This window comes from Streptomyces sp. NPDC059788 (assembly GCF_042732265.1).
In the GTDB taxonomy this organism is placed as follows: domain Bacteria; phylum Actinomycetota; class Actinomycetes; order Streptomycetales; family Streptomycetaceae; genus Streptomyces.
Genome location: NZ_JBHWHY010000001.1, coordinates 266,473 through 286,487 on the forward strand (window position 1 = coordinate 266,473; position 20,015 = coordinate 286,487).

Below are 20,015 nucleotides of genomic sequence, written 5' to 3' on the forward strand. Positions count from 1 at the left end.
CTCTGCCTGAGGGCGTCGAGGAGGAACCGATGCCGCGCAAGCGCCACTCCGGCTCCTGGACGTGTGCCGTGGTGTGCTCCGACCACCCGAGCTACCCGGCCGGCGGTTTCCGCATGGTCGTCCCGACCGCCGAGATTGCCCGAGGCCGGAAGATCGATCTCTCTGGGGCCCTGGCGTCATCATGACCCAACAGGCGCACAGCACATCCGCCTCATCAGCCCCCCCCGCAAGGATCACACCGTGCGGAGGCTTCTCGTTCTCCCCTTCAGAAGCAGAAAACAGACGCCATGCCTCCCATCAGCAAAGAGCAGAAGATCGCCGCCGTGTACCGCCTCGGAGTGATGTCCGAACGGCGTCCCGAGTTGAAGCACCACCTGGCGGACCTCCCGCGGGACGGACAGTGAGCCGCATGCGCTCATCCCTGCAATCACCACCGGACCACCCGTAGGAGGCTCCGGCATGCCCGATGCACCCGAATACACGCCCCGCAGCATCTACATGCTGGAGCCACACGCTGATCATGCGACCGCCGAGAACGGATACATCCCGATCGAAGCCGTCGCCGAGCGCATCTACGGCAAGCCGTACAGCTCGGTGCGCGGATGCCAGCGGGACGACGAGCACATTGGCAATGACAGCGTGAAGCTCTACAAGCTCACCTCCGACGAAGACTACCTGCAGGCACTCGAAGCCTTCGATAACACCGAGATTTACCTAGGCTGGGACTCCCACACCGGCGAGAGCGCTTTCAAGACCGGCATGACAGAGCTGGACTACTGGCTGAGCATCCGCGTCGCCGACGAGAGCGTGTTGGCCACCGTCGAGGCCAACCCGCCGGCGACGCAAGACCTCCAGAACGCCGTGTTCGCGGACCGGTTCTTCGCCGATCGCGCCTTCTCGCCGTCGCTGAGGATGGTCCTCGGCGACCTCATCCGCCGCGGCGAGCTGCCGCGTGGCGACTACCTGTTCCGGCACTGGTGGTGATCGAAGCGGGATGAAGGGCAAAGCCATGGCTGAGTCCCGGACATCCGTCTTCGATGTCGCCGAGTACAGCCTGCAGAAGCACGCCGCGACCGTGACGGACTCTTCTGGTGGTACCGGCTCGGCTCCACCTGGGACCTGATCCCCGCCTACCGCACCGTGCGCGGCCTGACCGGCCAGGGCGCCTGACGCCCCAACCTCCTTACGGCGCCTTGCACCTGTCCGAGGCGTCCACGGTCACGGAACCCGAACCAACCCGAGGAGACCCCCCATGTCCACGCTCACCGCGCGCCCCAGCCTCACCAAGACGCACCCCACGTATGACGGCCACACCGGCGCCATGCTCCGTGACGCGCTCGAAGCACTCGGGATCGTGCACCACGTGGACCAGCCGTGGCGCGGGCTGCCTACGGAGTACCTGGTGTGCAGCGTTCCGGGGCGTGCGCGTGTGTGGATCCACTGTGTGGCCGACCCTACCGCCCGCACCCCGGAGGGCCGCCGGTTCGCCGGTCACTACGACCTGCCCACGACTGCACTGTGGGCCGTGGCTGCCGTGGTCACCGACGACAAGTCAACCCGATTCGTGTTCAACGGGTTTGGCGACGAGCGCAAGCCCACGGCGAACGCGGGTATGCAGGCCGGGCAGTGTGCTGCCGCTGTGGCCGACCACTTTGGGCTGACGGTGCCGGAGCCTGAGTACACCTGTCTGCACTGCGCGCGCGCCATCGAGTGGATCGAGGCCGAGGGGCAGGGCGCCTGGTACGACTCGTCCAACTGGATCAGGTGCGTGGACGGCGAGAGCCTGCATGCCCCGGGGCCGCTGTGCTGCTGGTGCGAGGACTACGGGCTGATCGAGGTCTTCGACGACTCCACCGACGCTCTGAAGGGGCACACCACGTGTGACAATGCGCCGTGTGTCGCCCGGCGCATGATGCGCATGATGCGCATGATGCGCAGCGATCAGGCCGAGCGCGAGCGCCAGGCCGCGCACGCGTGCACCGGCCCCTTGTGCTGCCCCCCTTTCTAGCCCTTATGGCACCCCGACCCTGCGGCGGGTGCGGGCGGACCGGCCGGTTCGAGACCGGCAGGGGGCACGCAGCACACGCCCGCGCCCACGGCAGCAACCCGAGAGGAAACCCAGCATGACCACGCAGGTCCGCAGCATCGTCCGGGAGACCGCCGAGCCCGAATACACCCGGTACACGCCGACCAACGGCAAGAAGCCCGACGGCGCCGACTTCGGCGTTGACGGCTGGCTGTTCGTGCTGCCCGGCGAGACGCTCGGCGGGGTCCGGTTCCCGCAGGCCACGTACGCAGCCTTTCAGGTGAGCGAGCGCGGCACGCTGTTTTGGAGGGTGCGGGAGGTGGAGGGCGAGCGCAGACAGGTCGGATCCGACAGCACGAAGCGTAAGGGCGCGCTCGCGCTCGCGGTGAACGCGGTTGCCCAGCAGAGGGAGAAGGCCGCCGCGCCGGCAACTCGTGACCCAGACGCCCGTGCGCGCATTACCGCGCGGCGCCCGGCCGCCGAAGGCGGTGAGCGTTCCCACATGTCAGCCACCACGACCGAGCGGCTAGAGCGGATGCGTACGGGCCAACTCGCCGCCCTGCCGACCGTCGCGGAAATCCGGATGGCCTACCCGCTCGCCGGTGGGGGCGCCACGCTGCGGCTCATGACCGTCGAGGGCAGCACGACCGAGCGCTACATGATCCCGCTCACGGAGCGGGGCGCGGCGGGTCGGGAGAACGACCCTGCTGGCATCTACCTGGACGCCATCACCGACGGCGCGAACACGGAAGGACTGAAGACCGCCGCCGAATGGCACCTGATGCGGCTCGGCTTCAACTACGCGCGCAGCGCTGCCTGGGCGCCTTACACCGGCGGCACGAGCAGCGAAGCACAGTGGACGGAATGGGCGCCGATGCTGCCCGAGGGGCATCGGTGGCCGCACACGGTGCGCGTCGCCATCACGGCGACGGCCGAACACCTCTAGACCGCGCATACGGTCCCGCGCCGGAACTGCCGGACCTTCCGGCCGGTGTGAGCGCGCACCCGTCCGGCCCGCGTTCCTGGCAGCTCTGCTACGACAACCGCCGGTTCTGGCAGCTCTGCTACTGGCCGCGTATGGGCGGCGACGTGTGGACCCTGTACGCCGACCCGGCCCGTACCAAGCGCCTCGCCAGGGCCGCAAACCCCGGCGAACTCCTCGCCACTATCCCCGCCCGTGACGCCGAAGCTCAGGCCCGTGAGGCAGCCCGCAAAGGCTACTGACACGCAGCGCGGCCCCCGGGGCATCCCACGCACCCTCCGGGGGCGCACGCGGGCCGTCGAGGCCGGCCCCGTGTCCCCATCGAGACCGGGCCCCGAAGAGACCAGGAACACCCTATGGCCACCCGGCCCAAGACCTCTCGGACCGTCGCACTCAACCTGTCGCACCTGCTCTATCTGGTGTCGTCAGGGCCGGCGTACAACACATTCCCGAATTCCCCTCTCAGTGTTCGACGTCGCCGGGTACCTCCTGCAGAAGCATGCTGAGGAAAGCCCCGACCGCCCGGCGATGACGACGATGAAGCTCCGGAAGCTCGTCTATCACTGCCAGAGCTGGCACCTCGCCGGGGGAGGCGAAGCCCTGTTCCCGGAAGCAACCCGGAACTGGACCTCCGGGCCCGTCTGCCCTGAGTTCCAAGAGCTGCACCAGGACTATTTCACCGTCCAGACTGGCTTCTTCGCCGAAGAGCTGCGCGTGTGCAGCGACGTCGAAACCACCCCACCACGCCCAGAATGAGAGAGCCGGCGCCGTGTACAGCACACCCTTACCTCAGCGTCAACGCCTGCGTAACCGGGCGATCACGATCGCGATAATTGCCGCCCTGGGCGGTGGCGTGTTCCTCTGGCTCAACCACATCAAGGAGCAAAACGCCCAGAAGCGCGCTGCCATGGCTAACACGAAGATCGTCTACGTTGCGGACCCTGTGCAGAAGCTGGTCAAGCGCGCCGACGGCTCCTACTACAAGGCAGCCCTTACGACAGAGGACCCGAACACCGGCACCTACGATTACACGACCCTCGAAGAACGCGACGTCGTCGTGCCCAAGAGCGTGTCGGTGGAAGAACAACGCGAGGAGCCGCAGTTCCTCTGGCGCCCCCTGACGTTCACCAACGACGTCGAGGTCCGGATCATCGGTCCACATGAGGCAGACCGGATGCCGCGCCTTGAGCGACTGCGCTGCGCGGTCAAGCCCATCGATGCGTCGAAGCCGAGCTACACCGGCGACCCGCACGCCGAGGTTCGGCTGAAGTCCGGGCCCGACCAGGAAGGCACGGATGCAGGAATCCTGACTGCTCTCTTTTCGAACGGCGGCCAGCAGCTGTGCCAAGACCGGATCACGATCCTCGTGCCGGACGGCAGCATCCAGCCGTAGCCGACGGGAGCTCATTTCCGGGCGTCGGCCGGTGAATTCTGCAACGCCCCCCACCGGCTGAGCATGATGCTCGGCCGGTGGGGGGCCTTTCCTGCCTGATCAGCGAAGCTGATCCGGTCTGGTCTTCGAAAGATCAGTTGCCTGGAAGGTGGGAGAGGCCGACGCGCGCAACGGCAGGGACGTTTACCGCACGCAGATCCAGCGGCGTCCCGCCGGACCGGACAGCGACTGGGAAAATTACAGGCCAGCGCACGAGATCCACGCCACGAGACTCGCTGGCATGACCGCTGAAGTTCCTCGACAGCGCCCTCGACTTCCCTCGCTGGTATCCGGAGAAGCAGCCCACCTATGAATGGCGCGGCCGAGTTTTCGTCAACGTGAAGGCTTCGGAGAACGACCACACACCGTTTGCTCCAACGGGCGACCAAAGCCGACAACTAGAGGGCGTGGCGGAAACGATCGCCCTGAACTCTTCGACGCTACCCACTGTTGAGCCGATAGGGGAAACTGATGTGCCACTACAAGCGTCCGAAGAAGCACTACGCCAAGCCCGGTGAAATCGTCGTAGTGAAGCTCGGTGCCTCCGAGTGCATGAACTTCATGAGGCTGACCGGCAAGCTCATGCCCGTCCGAGTTTTGGAGAACGGCTTCGGTCAGCTCTTGTCGCCGGAAACGGGCGAAGAATACTCCATGCCGAACCCACTCGGGTGGATGAATTTCTACAGCGATCACACCGGATACTACTCCTGCGACATCTACGAAATAGGCGTGGCCCGTACCGTGGCCCACACGCCCGGCCGGTTCTACGTCTACGTGGAGGGCAAGCAGCTCTATGGTATTCAGTCGCTGCGGTTCGAGGAGATGCGCGATCAGGCCCGCGCCATGCACGCCCGCGGCATCCCCAGCGCCGAGGTCCGCTTCGTGGAGAACAGCCGCCACCTGCCCACCTGGTGGTCCCGCTCGGTTGTCGTGCCGCTGGATATCGAGATCCGCGAGCGGATCGCCGACAATGTCCGGGATACGTGGATCGATCTTCTGACGCATTTCAACTTGTTCGCCGGCCGCTACCGCCTCCAAGAATGCGAGGGGGCGTACTGATGCCGGACGAGCCGAAGGTGTGGACCTTCTACAGCACAGGTGAGGCGTACGGCGCCGTCCAGTGCCGCGACGACATCCAGGACGGTGACGTACTGGTGATCGAGCGCGAGCAGGTGATCGGTATCGCGGACACCTGGCCCTTCGCCCTGACCGAGAACCACGGTGATCTGCACACGCTCAAGGACCACGTGGACCCGCGCACCCTGGAGGGCGGTAAGTACGCGTCCGGAGAGGCATTGGCCGAGCGCGAGGCCGCGCGGCTGAACGTTCCCCTGACCCGCGCGAAGGCCACAGCAGCCGCGCCGGCCAACGAGAGCAAGGGGGATAGATGAGCGTGGTCGGCTACACCTACCAAGCCGAAACCCTGTGCCCGAGCTGCACTCTCAAGGCGATGCGCACGGCCGGCATCAAGGTGCAGAGAGGTAAGCCACACGAGGACGCAGTCCAACGCGCGGCGAAGAACGAGAGAGTCGATTTCGACGACAAGCGCTCTTACGGCTCCGACAACTTCCCCAAGCCGGTCATGGAAGAGATGTGCGAGACCGAGCTGGCCGAGTTGCCGGGCGGAGAGCGTGGGGTCATCTCCGACGAGCGGTGCACCGGCTACAAGTGCGGAAAGTGGCTGGTCCTCGGTGAGAAATCGCCAAGCGAGGCCGTGCTGACCCGGTGGGTCCGCGGCCAGTACGAGCTGCCCCGAGCCCTGGCCAAGCAGATCGCCGACGAACTGCGGCGGTGGGGGCTCTCGCACCCGGAGTTCATCACGGAGGACAACGTCCTCCAAGCCGCCGCGATGTTCCCGCACGACTACGCCACCGTGCACGCCGAGGGAAACCCGCGGCGCACCGTGCTGCTGTCCACGCCTAGGTACGACGGCGACACGTGCTTCTACTGCGAACAGCCCTGGGAGAAGCACACGTTCATCTGCGACACATGTAGGGGTGCTGTGCCGGCGGACAGCAAGCACTCCCACCAGGTCCAGGTGAAGGGCCAGATCAAGTTCCGCGAGACCAAGCAGAGGTAGGAAACATGCTCGAACTGGAGAGAAGGCTCCAGGCCGCCCAGGATTTCGTCGACAAGTGGTGCGAAACCGTCGACCCCGACAGCCGGAAGTTCGGCGCCGATCTCGACTGCACCGAGGCGAAGACGATGGCTCGTCTCTTCGAAGTATTCGGGTTCATCAACACCGCCCGCCAGTTGCTTGAGGAACACGAGGATAACTGCCTTGAGCCCGAGATGCATTCCAAGGGGAGACAGTCGTGACGGAATACACGATGGACGGCGTCTGGGAAGACGGCAACGGCCTCAACGTGGAGTACGTGGGCGTGGATCTGTCCGAGGCGATGATCGAGGGCGTGGTCGCTGGCAACCGGGACCACAACGCCTTCACGCATCTCGTCGAGGCCGAGTCGGAGCCCGAGGCGTTTCGGGCCCTGGGTCAGGAACTGGACGCTAACAGCGTCTGGGACTGCCGGGACCGTGAACCCGAGCAGGTGTACATGCGGCCCGAGGACGAGGACGACGCGTGATCCTCCTGATTGGCCGCTGGAGCCGCGACGGAAATCTCATCATCGAGTCGTCCCGGCAAGTTCCCGACGACGCAGATCGCAGGGAACTCCACGTCGAGGTCTACCAGGAATTACCCGACAGACAGAACGGGTGGGCCGCCTCCTTCCTGGTGGACACACACCGGGCTGCCTGCCAGGAGGCGTACGAGACCTACGTTCGTGAGGCTGGAGACTCCAGCCCAATCCTGATCGACAACGTGGAGGACGTGACAGTCGACACATGAAAGCTGGCCCGGTCGACGAGTAGCGGATGCTGTCCCCCCATGCAGCATCCGGCGGGTTCGATTCCCGCACCGGGCACTCAACATTCTGTCCCGAAAACAGAAAGGGAAGCGATGGCCGACATTCTGTTATCCGATCTCGCGCAGGCTGCGGCGGATCGGGTGGTATCGCGCCTCGATGAGAAGTACAGGCTGATCCATATCGAGCGCGGTGACTGCCTTACCGACGAGCAGGTTCAGAAGCTGTTCGCCGATGACGAAGACGTGCTGGACATCGATTGGGAGTCCGAGAACAGGTGGCACGGGACGAAACACGTCCTGGAGAACCTGCTGGCCCAGGAAGCGCGGAACTTCCTGGAGGAGCACGATGCCCTGAACCAAGTCATCGAGGCGATCGAAGAGCGCGACGAGTCAGACCCGATCAGCGACCTGATGCGCGCGACCGGCGACAAGTTGTTCCGCTACCGACTCGACGGCGAGGCCAGGGCGGACCCGTGGCGATTCTCCGACGAGGAGACCGAGGACGCAGCACGAACGCTGGGCACCGCGGCCGGCCTCGACTTCTGGGACAACGCTGGCGCGCTGCGGGAGCTGGTGGCGCACGCCAGTTACGGCGGCGGACTGTACGTGCTGTGGCGCGGCGACGTGAAGTCGGTGTACGAGGCCGTGGGCAAGATGCGTTGGAACGACCGGGCCCCCGAGAGCACGATGCAGTGGACCGACCCGGAGCTGCTCGTGCTCGACCAGCTCAGCGGGTCCGGTCACTCGGTACGCGTGCGTGGCACCGTCCGCGTCACCTTCGACCCGGACCGGCTTTCCCCCGACACCCTACGCGGTCCGGGTGGCTATTCCTGGACGGACGTCGTGGGCGGTGGCTACCAGCCCGAGGGAGGCGAGCCCGAATTCATCACGCCGGGCCCCGAGTAGCTCCGAATGTTCATCCAATCCGTTAGCGAGAACAGGGAGGGAAACGATGGCCGCAACCATGCGCGAGATGCGTGAGCAGGTTCGGGAAGAACTGGGATGGGAGAAGCGCGACCCCGATAGGTACGACATCGACGGGATAGTGCGAGACGCCTGGATCACCGGAAACGGCTCGGAGGAGACGTGGAAGTGATGAGCCGAAGCGCGGTAGTTGTCACATAGGCAGGCTGGTTGTCACTGATGGCGTTTTGGGTGGCTGTCGATCGCCTTGGCCAGGTGCTCGGCGTGGTCTTCGAGCAGCGGCTTGAGGGCACCGTAGTAGGGCTGGGGCTCCACTTTGCGGAGCCAGTGGAAGACGTTGTGTCGCTCGCGGATCCAGACGGCGCGTAGTTCGGGGTCGGAGGCGATATGCGGCGGGCAGGGCGCGAAGTCGGGCTCGCCTTCGGTGACGCGGGTCCAGATGTAGGCGCTGACGGCCAGGCGTCTGCGGTCGTCGCGGAGGGGCGTTCGATGGCTGGTGAGGCCCGGGAGCTGGGTGAGTATGTGCTGCCAGTTCTGGGGTTCCAGCGTCCAGGTGGCGAGGGCCTCGCGTCGGTGTTGGTAGTCGATGGCGGGGCCTGCGAGGAGTTCGGCGGTGATGACGTCGAGGGCTTGTTCGATTGAGCGGGTCCTGGAAGAACACCTGGCGCCGGTCCCGCGGGTCGCGGCGGATGAGCCACTTGCCCTTGTGCTTGCCGCCCCGCGTCGACAGCTGGCCGCGGTAGTCCCGCAGGACCTCGATGTCGCCGTACCAAAGTCCGCGGATCTTCACCCCGCGGCGCTTGTCGATGCGGACGTAGTGGGCGGGCAGCAGCTCGTAGAACAGCTCGGGGGAGGGGATGTCCATCGCGAAGCCGGTCTGCGCGAACGACCGAGTTCGGGCTGTGCGAGCCGTCCGGATCCCAGGCCGGGGCGTACTCGCCCAGCTTGCGCTTCTGCCAGACGCCGACGATCCAGGTCGCGATCAGGTGCTCGAGCTGGTCGGCCGTCAGCACCGCATCCCCGGCCGGGTCGGCCCCGCGGTCGGCGACGTCGACGCCGGTGTAGCCGACCAGGTGCTCGAACAGAAGCTGGCGGATCACGCCGAAGGCCCGCTCGACGGCGGCCTTGTCGGTCGGCCGCAGCACCCGCGCGGGCAGGACCTGGCAGCCGAGCACCCGCTCGACCTCGACCAGGTGGTGGTTGCGATAGACCGATCCGTGGTCGGTGGTCACCGTCTCCGGGGTGAAGAACGGCAGGCCGGCCACCGCGTGCCCGGCGAACTCCGCCACCACCGCCGCCGGCAGGCCGGGGTAGGGCCACTCCAGGTCCTCGCCCCAGTCCGCCCGCATCGGCAGCGGCATCGTCACGTCCCGCAGCACCATCGCGACGTCCACCGAGGTGTCGGAGACCAGCGTCAGCCGGAAGGCGACCAGCGAGTGCGTGCAGACGTCCAGGGCCAGGGTGAGGTGCATCTTCACCGGATCGCCGAAGACGTGCTCGCGGACCATCACCGGCAGCACCGTGGTGTCCAGCGCGACGACCTGGCCCGGCCGGTGCACCAGGACGTGCCCCTGCGACTCCGGCAGATCGGCCGAGCGTGCGTAGCGCTGCCGGGCCCCGCCGGGGCCGAACCACTCCTGCCAGAGCCTGCGCAGGGTGTCGTAGCTGGGCACCTTCGTCTCGGGCCCGAACTCCTCACGGACGTACTGGCGGATCATGCGGTCCTTGGTCCGCATCGACACCTTCGCCATCCGCTGCGTCTCCTCGCGGACCGCCAGGACCCCCTCCCGCACCTCCTCGGAAACCGTCCGGGTTCCGCCGCTGCGGCGCAGCCAGCGGTCGTCCGCGCAGCCGGCCAGCCCGAACCGGCGGCGGGCGTTCTCCCACCGGATCAGCGTGCGGTAGCCGACCGAGCCCAGACCGAGCAACTTCGCGTGCTGCGGATCCAGGGCCGCAAGCTCCGCCACCTTCGCGTGCCGGCGCTCGGTGAGCGTCGTCCTCCTCGGGTCGTACTCGACTCGCGGCTCGCCCGGGCCCGGGTGGAACGGGTCACCGGAGCGGAACCCGGTCGCCACTTCCAGCAGGTGAGCCATCCGCAGCTCGGTCAGCTCCAGCCGGCCCGCTTTCAGGTCCTCGGACGCCTTGCGCTGGCGGCCCCGGTCGGCCCCCACCGACGACGTCCGCGACGACGGCCGGCACTGCGGATGGTTGGCCAGGAACCGGAACGTCACCCGCTCGCGGGTGCCGTCGCCCTTCACCAACTGCGCCCGGCCCAGGTGCGGTTCGCGGCGCTCGACCGTCCACTCCGTCCCGTCCAGCACCAGCCCGGCGCCGGGGGAAAGGTCCAGCACCGCCGCCGCGGTCACCGGCCCGCCTCCCCGGCGGGCATCACGAGCGAGCGGTCCTGAAGCGGGCCGGCCAGGTCGACGCCCAGCTGCCTCGACCACAGCAGGTGCAGCAGCTGGGCCCGGGCGACCGGCTCGCAGCCCGTCGCCGCCGCGAGCTCGCCGAACCTCCGCCCGCCGGCGGCCTCGGCGAGCAGCACCGGCCGCAGCCCCAGCGGATCGGCCCTCAGCCGGCGCCGCGACGCCATCGCGTCCAGCCCCGCAAAGGCGTGCTCGCGCCAGCAGGCGGCCACCGCATAGCGCCAGCCGCAGGCGACGGCGACCTCGGCGGCCGCGGCGAACGAGTCCCGGTCCGCCTCCTTGATCAAAGGCTCGGGGCGTACGTCGATCAGCCAGACGCCGCGGCGGGTCACCGCCAGGTAGTCAGGGGTGTGAGAGCGACGCTTCCCGCAGGTGACGAAGGAGATCTTGAGCGGCTGCGAGATGACGTCGACCACGTCGCCGGCGAAGTCCAGGGCCAGCAGCACCCGGCTCTCCTCCAGGCTCTCCGCGCCGTGGTGACGGCCCGTGCTGGTCAGGAACTGCAGGCCAGGACGGTGCCTTTGGTCCCGGCGCCAGGTGAAGTGCCGCATTGGGGCGCTCGTGAGCACCGGCTCCTGTACGAGATCGTGCACCGAACAGGACGCATCGTCCCTGCCTGCCCGCCATGAGACCGTCCACCGTCTCGTCCAGCCGTCGCCCAGCTCCAGGCCGGACCTGCCCGCGTCGACGTTCGTCAGCACGAAAAGGTCCTCCCAGCTGCACCGATGCGACCAGACGGATCCCGTGTCAGCGGCTTCGACTACCCTTCCCGACCCAGCACGTGTAGCGGCCATGAGCCTATGGAAGCGCCGCGGAGAACCCCAGGCTCCCGATCTTCGTTTCTGGTGACAGAAAGACTGCTGAATGAGCGTCTGTGACAAGTCGGATGCCTCCTTGGTGACAATCGGGCTGCTTCGGCCGCCATGATTCAGCAGCTCAGGTGGTCCCGCTGGTGACAACTTCCGAGCTTCGGCTCAAGAAGACGGTCGAGAAGCACTACAAGCGCTTCATGGTCGGTGACTGGGTGCGCATCACTGTGGAGACCGAGGACGGATTCACCGAGCACCACTACGGCCCGATCGAAAACTTCCGCAAGCACAACGGGAATCACTATCGACGCAACGTTGCCCAGCCGTACGCGGCGTTCCTCCACCCGGAGTACACCCGCAGCCACGTCGTTCCGCTGGCCGAACTCGTCGAGGAGAGGGAGGACTTCGAGATCATCACCGAGTTCTCCATAGTGCACAAGGATGGGCCCCAGCACAACTACGGGGTCTACCAGTGCCTCGGACAGCACGGGAGCTACCCGCCGCCGGCCAACGTCATGGTGATCCACAAAATGTCCGGGCGTAAGAAGCGGTTCTGCAACGCCTGCAATACCGCGAAGTACCGGGTCCGGTTCGCGGAGGAGGCGCTGCACTACCAGCGGAACTGCAAGCAGACGATCTTGGAACTGCGCGCGAACCCGATACTCCTCGCCGGACCGACCGCAGAACCCGGTCGTTCCTGGGACGAGACACCGGCCGATGAGTACCGGTCGTGGGCCGAGACCTTTCCCTGGCTGGTCCCCGGTCCCGCGGCCGACATGTACGCGAAGTGGAAGGAGAACCAGCATGAAACTGCGACTGCCTGAAATTCGAGTCCGCATCATGTGCCCGGACGAGCCGGAAGCCATGCCCTGGTGGGAATTCGACCCCAAGGACGCAGCAGAAATCCGCGCGTGCCGGAAGTACCCCTACGTCGTGGAGGTCGTCGACGACGCCGGCCGACTGCTGGGTGACGTCTCCAACCTGGTGGCTGGCCCCGGCATCGAGGGCACCTACCGCTCCCCGTGGGAAATCCCGGATACGGCCGTTGCGTACTACGCCGCCGACTGCTGGACGTACGCCTGCGGCATCGAGGCCGGCACTCTGTTCCGCCTCGGCGGTGGTCTCTACCGCGTACTCGGCGCCGAGCACATCTCTGAGGGCTACGGCGGCCTCGGCTACGCCACCGGCCTTCTGATCTGCCAGGACACCTGCGGAGGCCTAAGGATGCGGGTCAACATCCGTCATGCCACCGACCATGTCCTGGAGCTGACGCGATGACCCTCACCGTCTACACCGTATTCGGGCTCCAGTGCGATAACTCGGGATACCGGATGGTGGCCGCCGTCCTGGAAGGCGACCACACCGGATCAGTCCGTGAGTGGAACGGCGAGGACGCCTACACGGCCGACCGTGAAGTCATCACGGCCCAGTCCAGTGAAGAGGCCGCGGATATTTTCCGCGGAGAGACGGACGGAAATCCCGAATGAGCAAGACGGTCGGAGCCGAGGGTTGGACGGTTGTCCATCAGGCCCGGCAGAAGCACTACGACGATAGGTACTACGGCCAGTTCCTCGGCACCCGCAAAGACGGTCGGTGGATCGTCGGCCGCATGTGGTCGGGCCGGAGCATGGACGATGGTTTCCACGACGGAGGGTGGGACTGGTCCAAGCGTTTCGCCGAACCCTCGTCCACTGACGCAGCGGACGCCGCGCTGAAGTCCTACGTCGAGATGTCGCACGAAACGTTCGTCTGGAACCGCGTCTTCGAGCAGCGCGTCGGCGAGGCGATCGACGCGTACTGGGCCGGGCCCGAGGTCCCGGGTGCACCTCGGCTCTCGGCTGGCTGGTGCCGTACGCCCGACGGTCTGCCGGGCGGGTCGACGGTCGGCCTGCCGTTCCACGAGGCGAAGTACCGCCTGCTGCAATACCTGCGCAGCACCGAGAGCACCGCGCGTGCGGATCTGAGCCCGCGCACCTTCAACCTCCACGACGCCGTCGAGCTGATCCGGCAGGCGAACGGCCCGTTCCGCTTCCAGCACGGCTACAACGCCTACTGGCTCGCGGACGACGCGTCGTGACCCGCAGCGTCTACGTCGGCCCCAAGTGGCCGGACGGCGGGCCTGAGCCCGAGGCGTGCTGTCACTTCCGGTGCGCCAACGAGGACTGCCCGAGCCATTACGAGGACCACCCGTGCACCCGGAAGTACCGGGTTCCTGGTGGGTTCATCTGTGAACTCTGCGCGGAAGCGCACGACACCGAAAGCGAGGGGTATTACCCCGTGATCGACCTCATCGACGCGATACGCCGAGACCACCAGCTCGAATTCACCTGGCAGCATGCCGGGTCCGAGCGCAAGGACGACGACCCCACCGTCTGGCAGAAGTTCGAGGTCCAGGCGTACACCGGCGGCGGAGCCCGGGGCGCGAAGCTGAACCTGTTCGTCACCGACGACGTCGCGGCCGGCATCCTGCGCCCGGACGAGCACCCGCACTACCCGCTGACCGGTGAGCCGCTGCTGGTGTGGAAGCTGTGGACCACGCTCTTCGACGACGCCGACATGCAGATCAAGAAGGCGCCCGAGGACCGCGACGGGTACTGGATCTACGCCGAGCACCTGTTCAGCCGCGACGGCCTGGTCAAGCTCCTCGCCCTGTATCGGCAGCTCGTCAAGGTCGACGTCGAGGCCGACATCCCGATCCGCTCCCGCTACGTCCACGAATCCGGTCACCGGCTCGCCAACACGGGGCGCGGATACAACAACAACCCGCACGGCACGTTCCTGTTCCGGTGCGTGGACTGCAAGCGGATCGCCCGCGTCGCCGACTTCCGCGACCACGAGTGCTGGATTCCGTTGCTCCTCGACCTGGAGCACCGCGAGGACTTCCAGCAGCTCGCGTTCCGCTTCGCCACCGTGGAGCGCCAGAACAAGTACGGCAGCCCGGACTTCGCGATCTGGCACAAGGGAGCCACCACGGTCGCCGTGTACGAGGCCAACGGCTACAAGCGGGAAACCCTCCTGGTCGCCGAGGGCATCGAATTCGACGACCTCCTGGCCGTCGTGATCGACCAGTGGGGACCGCTGGCGTCGGTGCAGTTCGAGACGCGGCAGTACCCCAGCACCTGACCCCAACCACCCATCAACCGCAGGCAGTTAAGGAGCCCACCGTGCTCAACCCCAACGTCTTCCTCGTTCCGGCCAACGACGGAACCAGCCGCGAACAGGTCTGGTTCCGGACGCCCGGTGCCGCGTCCGACGAGTACCTCGGCGACGTCAGCGAGACAGTCGGCGCCAGCTGGCTGGCCGAATTCTACAAGAGCCCCGAGCTGAACGCCGAGAAGCTCATCGGCGTGCCCGGGTTCGCGTCGAAAGAGTGGGCGGCCGACTTCCTGTCCACCTACGAGCCGTCGATCGTCTCGTCCCGCCGCGACGCCCACCTCAAGCCGATCGACACGTGGGGCAACGGCACCATCACCTTTCGGGGCGAGGCCGTCGAGGCCGTCGACCAGGCCGTGGAGGCACTCATCGACGGCCACACCGAGTTCTAGACCGACGCGACCACGCACGACGTGGCGCTCAAGGCCACGCAGTGAAGACCGCCGAGCTGCCCGTCTCCGGAGGATGCACGTGAGTTATGCAATTGAGGTCACGGAGGACGGCGAGACCTACCGGCCCGCCAGTCTCCGCCGCTACGCGTCGCTGGAAGATGCCGAAGAGGCGCGTACCAGCTTTCTCACTATGTGGCCCGAAGCTGAGGCAGAAATCATCTCGGTAGAACCGGCGAAGGGGTGACATGGCGGACCGCATCCACTACGAGGACATCGTGCAGCTCGACGGCCGGCGCGGCATCGTCGACCGGGACTGGACCCGCTACCCTTACGACCCGAATAGGCGCCTGATCCTGCTGGAGGGCGGCGGCAGGCAGTGGGCCGTGGCCAAGGACGTTGAGAAGCTGGCCTCAGTGTTTCTTGGGATGCCGAACGAGCACCACGCCCCCGAGCCGGGTGACCCGCTAACGCTGTGGCAGCAGATCCCGCACGGGTTCAACTCCTACCTGTGGCGCGACTCTTGGGACCGGTGCATGTACTGCGAGCTGTGTGAGGCCGCAGAAAACCACATTCGCGAAACGGCGTAGAACCGGGACGCTACAGCCATTCCGCAGGGCCCGCTCTGGACCAGGGTCTCTTCCATGTTGCGCAGACCGACGACAGCTCCGGGTGCGCCGTCAGAGGCGCTTCGGCACCAAGTGAAATTCGGAGATAGGTGCGACATGCCGGAAACGAAGAAGTTCAAGATCCATCTGTCCCTGGAGTTCGGCATGCCCACGGAGGCTTTGGATTGGTTCGACGGCCTGCGTCGATCAGAAGCCCTGCTGGCCGAAGCAGAGCCGTACTTCCCTGACGTCCTGGACAAGGAGCGTCACGGATATACCGCGCACGACCTCCTAGTCCGGCGGCAGGTAGACCGTCCCTACGGTCGAGTTCGCGACCGCGGGCGCCTCTGAAACGTTCGTGCTCCGGGTGCGCCTCGTATTCGCTGCACCACACAGACCGGCGTAGACACCCGTCAGGGACCCTGCTATCAGGACTCCGCGTGAGAAGCTCACGCACGTTGTATCGCGAGTCGGCACCCGGACAACGCCCCTCCTTGCCGCCCCCCCACCATGAACACCTCGGAAGGAGTCACCATGCCCCGTGCCACATCCTGGCCCTTCGGCACCGACGCCGACGAACACGACCCGCTCACAGCACTACGCATCCCCGTCACCGGCACCAGCCCCGCATGGCGCTACATCGCAGCCTTCGACCGCGAATCCGAAGCCCGCCCGACGGACACAGAAGCGCAGATGCTGGCCTCCTACATCGAGCACTACAAGGTCCAATTCTTCGGCGCCGACAGCTGGTACAAACGCAAGCTGGAGCAGCGCCCCCTGGACGTGGACGCCGTCACCCGAATCTTCCACAAGTGGGCCGAAGGCGACTGGTCCTACCGCGTCGTCACGTGGCAGTACGGGCCGTACTGGGCCCCTGTGGCCCCGCCCCTGCGCGGCGGCGCGCGCGACGCCATCCGCCTTGGGGCGATGACGCTGGACCAGGTCATGGACGACGACCATCAGATGCACACCAAGTACCCGAGCAAGTCCTGGGCCGAGTGGAAGACCGCCCACCCCGAGATCTTCGGAGGTGCGGCATGAGCGGCACACCCGCCGTCACCGTCACGGCCACCCGCTACACCGTCTCCTGCCTGACGGAAGACGACATCAACGCCCGCGCCTTCGACATAGAGATCGTCTACCGAGGTGACGGCCGCTGGGCCGTCTGCCGTCTCGGAAAATGCCTGAGCGCCGACGGCACCTGGTCCTACGAGTCCATCCCGTCCGAACGCCGGGACGACTGGCTGGCCAAACACCGCTTCGACTTCGAGACAGCGGAGCGGCTGGCCCGAGAGGCCGCCCCGCACATCACGGTCAACGGCCACACAGTCGCCGACGCCCTCGCCCTGTACACCAAGGAGCAGCAGTGGCCGTCAACGTGACGCACAACGGCAACGACCAGATGGGCGCGCCGACCGTTCACAAGGGATCGCTGGAGAACTGCACGGCACTCGAATGCCAGGACCGTGTCGCCGAGGCCGAGGAGAAGTGGGGTACCTACTGCTCCCATGGTCAGCGAATCGTAGAGAGGGACCCCGACAAGACCGGTCCCGCAGGCCTTCCCGTCGAACGGATCGTCGACCCGTGGCCGTGCACCGCTGACGGCTGCACACGCGAAGAATTCGAACGCCACGAAACTGAGAGGGAAAATGAGTACTGGGCGTCCCTGACGGATGAGGTGCCCAAGTGACCGACGACAGCCTGCGTGGCCAGTACGCCCGAGCCATGGCCGAAGCCGCCGGCTCGAGGTGCTTCCGCGAAACCGGCACCGAGTGGGACCACATGCGATCCGCCTGGTACCGCAACGCCGACGCCGCCATGGCCATAGCCGACGAACAGACGATGGAAGCGCTGCGCATCAGCGACGCCGCGACCAACGCCATGCTCAACGACCTGCGGAGCGAGAACGCCAGGGTGCGGGCAGCCCTGGCCCGCGCCTGGACCTTCGCGCAGCTTGCCCCGCCCCAGCCCGCCCCCGTCGAAACCGCTGTGGCGCACTCTGCAGGCTGGAACGACGCCATGGACGTGGTCCAGCGCGCCCTCGCCGCCGCAGACACCGAACCGAGTCCGCATCGCTACCTGTCCACCGGCTGCCTGCACGGCGAGCAGCTCTGCCAGTCCCACACCGGCCTCTCCGGCGCCATGACCCCAGCCGTTTGCAAATGGTGCAAGTCCCCTTGCCAGTGTCCGTGCCACCGCGCTTTGCCCACCGAGGAGAAGCCGTGACCGACGACAGCCCGACCAAACCGTTCGTGCTCCCCCGACGCCCCGCCCCCGAGCAGATCCGCTACGCCTCCCGCAAGATCATCGAAGTTCTGGAGCAGATCGCCCACAGCGCGCCCGGCGACCAGCGCTACACCCTCCTCGGCATCTCCGGCGCCCTCGACCGGGTCGCCGACGAAATCGAGCAACAGCAGGACGACACAGAGCGAATCGAAGAACTTGAAGTGACGGTCGAGTACTTGAAGCGCAACATCCGTCGGTCACGGAACCAGGTCGACGGCTATGACGAAGCGCTGAACACCACAAACGCAGCTGCCGCCCGCGTCCGGGCCCTGCACGTCCGCAACGAGGTCGCCGGCTACTGCAACCTGTGCGCCGAACACGGGGACATCGGCTGGCCCTGCGCCACAATCGCCGCCCTCGACAAGCCGGGGGAGTCCGAGGGCATGCCCGTGCCACTGCAACACACGGGCGGCAACGCCGAGGACTGCCCCCTCTGCAAACCCGAGATCGACAAGACCGTCCTCTACCCGTGGATCTGCACCGGCCACACCGCGAAGCCCGCCTGCGCCGAGTGCGGCCACCTTGCCGACGAGCACACCGAAGGCGACGACCCCACCTCACCGGGCCAGTGCCAGCAGTGCGTCGCCAGGGGGAGGACGCCACCTGGCACGACTACGGCCCGCCCAAGGAGGCGCGATGATGTGGACCGTGGCTCTGGCGGAAGTGAGGGCCGCGTGACTGAGATCCGAATCCTCCCTCGCCTCCTACGCAAAGGCGACGTCATCACGTCCGACCCCCGTCGGGACTTCACCGTCCGCCACCTCATTGCCGATGAGTCCGGCGACGTGACCATCAATCCGGACACTGGCGATCAGGCGTTCATCCACGCCGACCAGCACGTCACCGTACGCCAAGCGGGGGACTGACCATGCCGATCTACCTACCGGCCCCTGCGCTCCGGACGGGCGGTCCGGATGGCCGAGGCTGGAACCGCATCTCCATCGCGATGGGAGCACTCGTCAGCGACGAGTGCGCACTCAAACCGCGGGACTACACCCACCTGCGCGAATCCCAGGACACCCGGCGCGCCCGCTATGGCGGCTATGGCCCCTGCACGCGGAACGGTGACTGCGGCACCTGCCCCGTCCTTCAGGCCCCTGGCCGACGACTGCGGGCTCTTGGGAATCAGATTCTGGTCCGCATCTCAGCCACGGACGGGCCGCATCTGATGAACCGATCCGAAGATGGTTGGGCTTCGCTATCGCAGCGCTGGACCTGGTCTGATCTGGCCCGAATCGATGGCTGGGAGATCGGGCGACGGTTCCGTGACGAGCACTCGGACGGATTCTGGCTGATCCGAGCCGAGGAGGCCGAACGCCGCAACACCAAACACTCCTCCTCCCTCGGCCTTACCGACAAGCTGGACGGCGCCGCGTCATGAGCAAGTTTACCGACGGCATGTACGCCGCCCTCAAGATCAGCAACGCCCGCAACATCGCCGCTAAGTACGGATGCACGGTCATCTCCTTTCACCGGTACGACGACGCCTGCCCCGTCGTCACCGCCATCGCTGAGGGCTACGGCTGGACGGAGAGCGAGTGCTGACCGCCCCCATCTCGGACGGCACTATGCCCTGCCCCGTCCCCTCCCCGAACGGTCTGCCGTGCATCAAGAAGATCCCGGTCGGCTGGACTGCGGACGAGGGGCACGGCGGAGGGCACTGGTGGGAGGCCCCAGAGACGACCGCTGCTGTGCAGGCGGGCGCCCACTACGACGCTGTCCGGCTGATCTCCGGCCTGCCAACTCCTATGCACATGCCGGTCGACTGCACCCCTGAGTGCTCGCGTTGGACGGAGGGTAAGCGATGAGTCCCCGACGTGCGTGGCTCGCCAAGGTCACCAGCTTCGCTTTCCCCTGCACCTTCACACGGTCCTGGGGAGCCGAACATCATGTGCGCTTCACCGTCGTGGTTACGGACGGCGGCAAGACCGCCATCGGCCGCGAGGTCGAGGTGCAGATGCCGGTTGCCGATGCCGAACGACTCGGACAGCAGATGCTCCGCATCGCGGCGCACCAGCGCGAGCAGATGACGGCCTGTGCCACCGCAGACTCTCCGCACGTTGCCAGTGCGGGACAGACCTCACCCGCTGAGGGGGAGCAGATGACGTAGTCCA

The 20,015-nt window shown here is 66.6% G+C and carries 32 protein-coding genes and 1 pseudogene; 31 read left to right on the forward strand and 2 right to left on the reverse strand.

Going from position 1 to position 20,015, the window contains the following annotated elements:
* The 14 genes and pseudogenes from ACFV57_RS01445 to ACFV57_RS01510 form a co-directional block, all read left to right on the forward strand.
* Positions 1–185, forward strand: a pseudogene (locus tag ACFV57_RS01445) (hypothetical protein); the annotation flags it as partial.
* Between the two features lie 274 nt (positions 186–459).
* On the forward strand, positions 460–984 hold the full coding sequence (locus tag ACFV57_RS01450; protein WP_385224447.1) for a hypothetical protein: 525 nt from the start codon (positions 460–462) through the stop codon (positions 982–984).
* Between the two features lie 268 nt (positions 985–1,252).
* Positions 1,253–2,008 (forward strand): hypothetical protein, encoded by a 756-nt coding sequence (locus ACFV57_RS01455; protein WP_385224449.1) that lies wholly within the window; start codon positions 1,253–1,255, stop codon positions 2,006–2,008.
* A gap of 115 nt (positions 2,009–2,123) precedes the next feature.
* Positions 2,124–2,972 carry a hypothetical protein gene (locus ACFV57_RS01460; protein ID WP_385224451.1) on the forward strand — a complete coding sequence of 283 codons (849 nt, stop codon included), beginning with the start codon at positions 2,124–2,126 and terminating at the stop codon, positions 2,970–2,972.
* A gap of 47 nt (positions 2,973–3,019) precedes the next feature.
* The gene (locus ACFV57_RS01465) at positions 3,020–3,250 is read left to right on the forward strand and encodes a hypothetical protein (protein ID WP_385224453.1); all 231 of its coding nucleotides are present in this window, start codon (positions 3,020–3,022) and stop codon (positions 3,248–3,250) included.
* Positions 3,251–3,473: 223 nt separating this feature from the next.
* Positions 3,474–3,764, forward strand: coding sequence for a Panacea domain-containing protein (locus ACFV57_RS01470; protein ID WP_385224455.1), 291 nt, complete (start codon positions 3,474–3,476; stop codon positions 3,762–3,764).
* Between the two features lie 13 nt (positions 3,765–3,777).
* A complete protein-coding gene (locus ACFV57_RS01475; protein ID WP_385224456.1) occupies positions 3,778–4,401 on the forward strand; it encodes a hypothetical protein in 624 nt (207 codons plus the stop codon).
* Positions 4,402–4,911: 510 nt separating this feature from the next.
* Complete coding sequence (locus ACFV57_RS01480; RefSeq protein WP_385224458.1) at positions 4,912–5,499, forward strand: hypothetical protein; 588 nt, start codon at positions 4,912–4,914, stop codon at positions 5,497–5,499.
* Positions 5,499–5,831, forward strand: coding sequence for a hypothetical protein (locus ACFV57_RS01485; RefSeq protein ID WP_385224460.1), 333 nt, complete (start codon positions 5,499–5,501; stop codon positions 5,829–5,831). The genes ACFV57_RS01480 and ACFV57_RS01485 overlap by 1 nt, the downstream gene beginning before the upstream one ends.
* The gene (locus ACFV57_RS01490; protein WP_385224462.1) at positions 5,828–6,520 is read left to right on the forward strand and encodes a hypothetical protein; all 693 of its coding nucleotides are present in this window, start codon (positions 5,828–5,830) and stop codon (positions 6,518–6,520) included. Before ACFV57_RS01485 ends, ACFV57_RS01490 begins: the two co-directional genes overlap by 4 nt.
* A 5-nt stretch (positions 6,521–6,525) precedes the next feature.
* Complete coding sequence (locus ACFV57_RS01495; protein ID WP_385224464.1) at positions 6,526–6,759, forward strand: hypothetical protein; 234 nt, start codon at positions 6,526–6,528, stop codon at positions 6,757–6,759.
* Complete coding sequence (locus ACFV57_RS01500) at positions 6,756–7,025, forward strand: hypothetical protein (RefSeq protein WP_385224466.1); 270 nt, start codon at positions 6,756–6,758, stop codon at positions 7,023–7,025. Before ACFV57_RS01495 ends, ACFV57_RS01500 begins: the two co-directional genes overlap by 4 nt.
* Positions 7,022–7,288, forward strand: coding sequence for a hypothetical protein (locus ACFV57_RS01505; protein ID WP_385224468.1), 267 nt, complete (start codon positions 7,022–7,024; stop codon positions 7,286–7,288). The genes ACFV57_RS01500 and ACFV57_RS01505 overlap by 4 nt, the downstream gene beginning before the upstream one ends.
* 111 nt (positions 7,289–7,399) lie before the next feature.
* Positions 7,400–8,212 carry a hypothetical protein gene (locus ACFV57_RS01510; RefSeq protein ID WP_385224470.1) on the forward strand — a complete coding sequence of 271 codons (813 nt, stop codon included), beginning with the start codon at positions 7,400–7,402 and terminating at the stop codon, positions 8,210–8,212.
* A 155-nt stretch (positions 8,213–8,367) separates the two neighbouring features.
* Here ACFV57_RS01510 and ACFV57_RS01515 read toward each other — a convergent pair whose 3' ends face one another.
* Both ACFV57_RS01515 and ACFV57_RS01520 read right to left on the reverse strand, forming a co-directional pair.
* Positions 8,368–10,596: a transposase gene (locus ACFV57_RS01515; protein WP_385224472.1), complete on the reverse strand. Its 2,229-nt coding sequence runs from the start codon at positions 10,594–10,596 to the stop codon at positions 8,368–8,370.
* Positions 10,593–11,357: a TnsA-like heteromeric transposase endonuclease subunit gene (locus tag ACFV57_RS01520; RefSeq protein WP_385224474.1), complete on the reverse strand. Its 765-nt coding sequence runs from the start codon at positions 11,355–11,357 to the stop codon at positions 10,593–10,595. The genes ACFV57_RS01515 and ACFV57_RS01520 overlap by 4 nt, the downstream gene beginning before the upstream one ends.
* A gap of 251 nt (positions 11,358–11,608) precedes the next feature.
* Here ACFV57_RS01520 and ACFV57_RS01525 point away from each other — a divergent pair, with 251 nt between their 5' ends.
* The 17 genes from ACFV57_RS01525 (at position 11,609) to ACFV57_RS01605 (ending at position 20,011) form a co-directional block, all read left to right on the forward strand.
* Positions 11,609–12,289 (forward strand): hypothetical protein, encoded by a 681-nt coding sequence (locus ACFV57_RS01525; protein WP_385224476.1) that lies wholly within the window; start codon positions 11,609–11,611, stop codon positions 12,287–12,289.
* On the forward strand, positions 12,270–12,743 hold the full coding sequence (locus ACFV57_RS01530; protein ID WP_385224478.1) for a hypothetical protein: 474 nt from the start codon (positions 12,270–12,272) through the stop codon (positions 12,741–12,743). Before ACFV57_RS01525 ends, ACFV57_RS01530 begins: the two co-directional genes overlap by 20 nt.
* Positions 12,740–12,952: a hypothetical protein gene (locus ACFV57_RS01535; protein ID WP_385224480.1), complete on the forward strand. Its 213-nt coding sequence runs from the start codon at positions 12,740–12,742 to the stop codon at positions 12,950–12,952. Before ACFV57_RS01530 ends, ACFV57_RS01535 begins: the two co-directional genes overlap by 4 nt.
* The gene (locus ACFV57_RS01540) at positions 12,949–13,542 is read left to right on the forward strand and encodes a hypothetical protein (RefSeq protein WP_385224482.1); all 594 of its coding nucleotides are present in this window, start codon (positions 12,949–12,951) and stop codon (positions 13,540–13,542) included. The genes ACFV57_RS01535 and ACFV57_RS01540 overlap by 4 nt, the downstream gene beginning before the upstream one ends.
* A complete protein-coding gene (locus ACFV57_RS01545; protein WP_385224484.1) occupies positions 13,539–14,588 on the forward strand; it encodes a hypothetical protein in 1,050 nt (349 codons plus the stop codon). The genes ACFV57_RS01540 and ACFV57_RS01545 overlap by 4 nt, the downstream gene beginning before the upstream one ends.
* 41 nt (positions 14,589–14,629) lie before the next feature.
* Complete coding sequence (locus ACFV57_RS01550) at positions 14,630–15,010, forward strand: hypothetical protein (RefSeq protein ID WP_385224486.1); 381 nt, start codon at positions 14,630–14,632, stop codon at positions 15,008–15,010.
* A 79-nt stretch (positions 15,011–15,089) separates the two neighbouring features.
* Positions 15,090–15,254: a hypothetical protein gene (locus ACFV57_RS01555; protein WP_385224488.1), complete on the forward strand. Its 165-nt coding sequence runs from the start codon at positions 15,090–15,092 to the stop codon at positions 15,252–15,254.
* A gap of 1 nt (position 15,255) precedes the next feature.
* Entirely contained in the window at positions 15,256–15,597 is a 342-nt protein-coding gene (locus tag ACFV57_RS01560) for a hypothetical protein (RefSeq protein WP_385224490.1), read from the forward strand.
* A 135-nt stretch (positions 15,598–15,732) separates the two neighbouring features.
* Positions 15,733–15,966 (forward strand): hypothetical protein, encoded by a 234-nt coding sequence (locus tag ACFV57_RS01565; RefSeq protein WP_385224492.1) that lies wholly within the window; start codon positions 15,733–15,735, stop codon positions 15,964–15,966.
* 183 nt (positions 15,967–16,149) lie between these two features.
* Positions 16,150–16,656, forward strand: a complete 507-nt coding sequence (locus tag ACFV57_RS01570; RefSeq protein ID WP_385224494.1) for a hypothetical protein — start codon at positions 16,150–16,152, stop codon at positions 16,654–16,656.
* Entirely contained in the window at positions 16,653–16,997 is a 345-nt protein-coding gene (locus tag ACFV57_RS01575) for a hypothetical protein (RefSeq protein ID WP_385224496.1), read from the forward strand. Before ACFV57_RS01570 ends, ACFV57_RS01575 begins: the two co-directional genes overlap by 4 nt.
* Positions 16,982–17,305, forward strand: a complete 324-nt coding sequence (locus tag ACFV57_RS01580) for a hypothetical protein (protein ID WP_385224498.1) — start codon at positions 16,982–16,984, stop codon at positions 17,303–17,305. The genes ACFV57_RS01575 and ACFV57_RS01580 overlap by 16 nt, the downstream gene beginning before the upstream one ends.
* Positions 17,302–17,841, forward strand: coding sequence for a hypothetical protein (locus ACFV57_RS01585; RefSeq protein ID WP_385224500.1), 540 nt, complete (start codon positions 17,302–17,304; stop codon positions 17,839–17,841). Before ACFV57_RS01580 ends, ACFV57_RS01585 begins: the two co-directional genes overlap by 4 nt.
* Positions 17,838–18,767: a hypothetical protein gene (locus ACFV57_RS01590; protein WP_385224502.1), complete on the forward strand. Its 930-nt coding sequence runs from the start codon at positions 17,838–17,840 to the stop codon at positions 18,765–18,767. Before ACFV57_RS01585 ends, ACFV57_RS01590 begins: the two co-directional genes overlap by 4 nt.
* Positions 18,768–18,769: 2 nt before the next feature.
* Entirely contained in the window at positions 18,770–19,282 is a 513-nt protein-coding gene (locus ACFV57_RS01595) for a hypothetical protein (protein WP_385224504.1), read from the forward strand.
* On the forward strand, positions 19,279–19,446 hold the full coding sequence (locus ACFV57_RS01600; protein WP_385224506.1) for a hypothetical protein: 168 nt from the start codon (positions 19,279–19,281) through the stop codon (positions 19,444–19,446). The genes ACFV57_RS01595 and ACFV57_RS01600 overlap by 4 nt, the downstream gene beginning before the upstream one ends.
* A gap of 259 nt (positions 19,447–19,705) precedes the next feature.
* Positions 19,706–20,011, forward strand: coding sequence for a hypothetical protein (locus tag ACFV57_RS01605; protein WP_385224508.1), 306 nt, complete (start codon positions 19,706–19,708; stop codon positions 20,009–20,011).
* Positions 20,012–20,015 lie beyond the last annotated feature (4 nt).

Coding starts and splice junctions, on each gene's coding strand:
- ACFV57_RS01450 (WP_385224447.1), top strand. CDS start 460: ATGCCCGATGCACCCGAATACACGCCCCGCAGCATCTACATGCTGGAG.
- ACFV57_RS01455 (WP_385224449.1), top strand. CDS start 1,253: ATGTCCACGCTCACCGCGCGCCCCAGCCTCACCAAGACGCACCCCACG.
- ACFV57_RS01460 (WP_385224451.1), top strand. CDS start 2,124: ATGACCACGCAGGTCCGCAGCATCGTCCGGGAGACCGCCGAGCCCGAA.
- ACFV57_RS01480 (WP_385224458.1), top strand. CDS start 4,912: ATGTGCCACTACAAGCGTCCGAAGAAGCACTACGCCAAGCCCGGTGAA.
- ACFV57_RS01485 (WP_385224460.1), top strand. CDS start 5,499: ATGCCGGACGAGCCGAAGGTGTGGACCTTCTACAGCACAGGTGAGGCG.
- ACFV57_RS01490 (WP_385224462.1), top strand. CDS start 5,828: ATGAGCGTGGTCGGCTACACCTACCAAGCCGAAACCCTGTGCCCGAGC.
- ACFV57_RS01495 (WP_385224464.1), top strand. CDS start 6,526: ATGCTCGAACTGGAGAGAAGGCTCCAGGCCGCCCAGGATTTCGTCGAC.
- ACFV57_RS01510 (WP_385224470.1), top strand. CDS start 7,400: ATGGCCGACATTCTGTTATCCGATCTCGCGCAGGCTGCGGCGGATCGG.
- ACFV57_RS01530 (WP_385224478.1), top strand. CDS start 12,270: ATGAAACTGCGACTGCCTGAAATTCGAGTCCGCATCATGTGCCCGGAC.
- ACFV57_RS01535 (WP_385224480.1), top strand. CDS start 12,740: ATGACCCTCACCGTCTACACCGTATTCGGGCTCCAGTGCGATAACTCG.
- ACFV57_RS01540 (WP_385224482.1), top strand. CDS start 12,949: ATGAGCAAGACGGTCGGAGCCGAGGGTTGGACGGTTGTCCATCAGGCC.
- ACFV57_RS01560 (WP_385224490.1), top strand. CDS start 15,256: ATGGCGGACCGCATCCACTACGAGGACATCGTGCAGCTCGACGGCCGG.
- ACFV57_RS01565 (WP_385224492.1), top strand. CDS start 15,733: ATGCCGGAAACGAAGAAGTTCAAGATCCATCTGTCCCTGGAGTTCGGC.
- ACFV57_RS01570 (WP_385224494.1), top strand. CDS start 16,150: ATGCCCCGTGCCACATCCTGGCCCTTCGGCACCGACGCCGACGAACAC.
- ACFV57_RS01575 (WP_385224496.1), top strand. CDS start 16,653: ATGAGCGGCACACCCGCCGTCACCGTCACGGCCACCCGCTACACCGTC.
- ACFV57_RS01595 (WP_385224504.1), top strand. CDS start 18,770: ATGCCGATCTACCTACCGGCCCCTGCGCTCCGGACGGGCGGTCCGGAT.
- ACFV57_RS01600 (WP_385224506.1), top strand. CDS start 19,279: ATGAGCAAGTTTACCGACGGCATGTACGCCGCCCTCAAGATCAGCAAC.
- ACFV57_RS01605 (WP_385224508.1), top strand. CDS start 19,706: ATGAGTCCCCGACGTGCGTGGCTCGCCAAGGTCACCAGCTTCGCTTTC.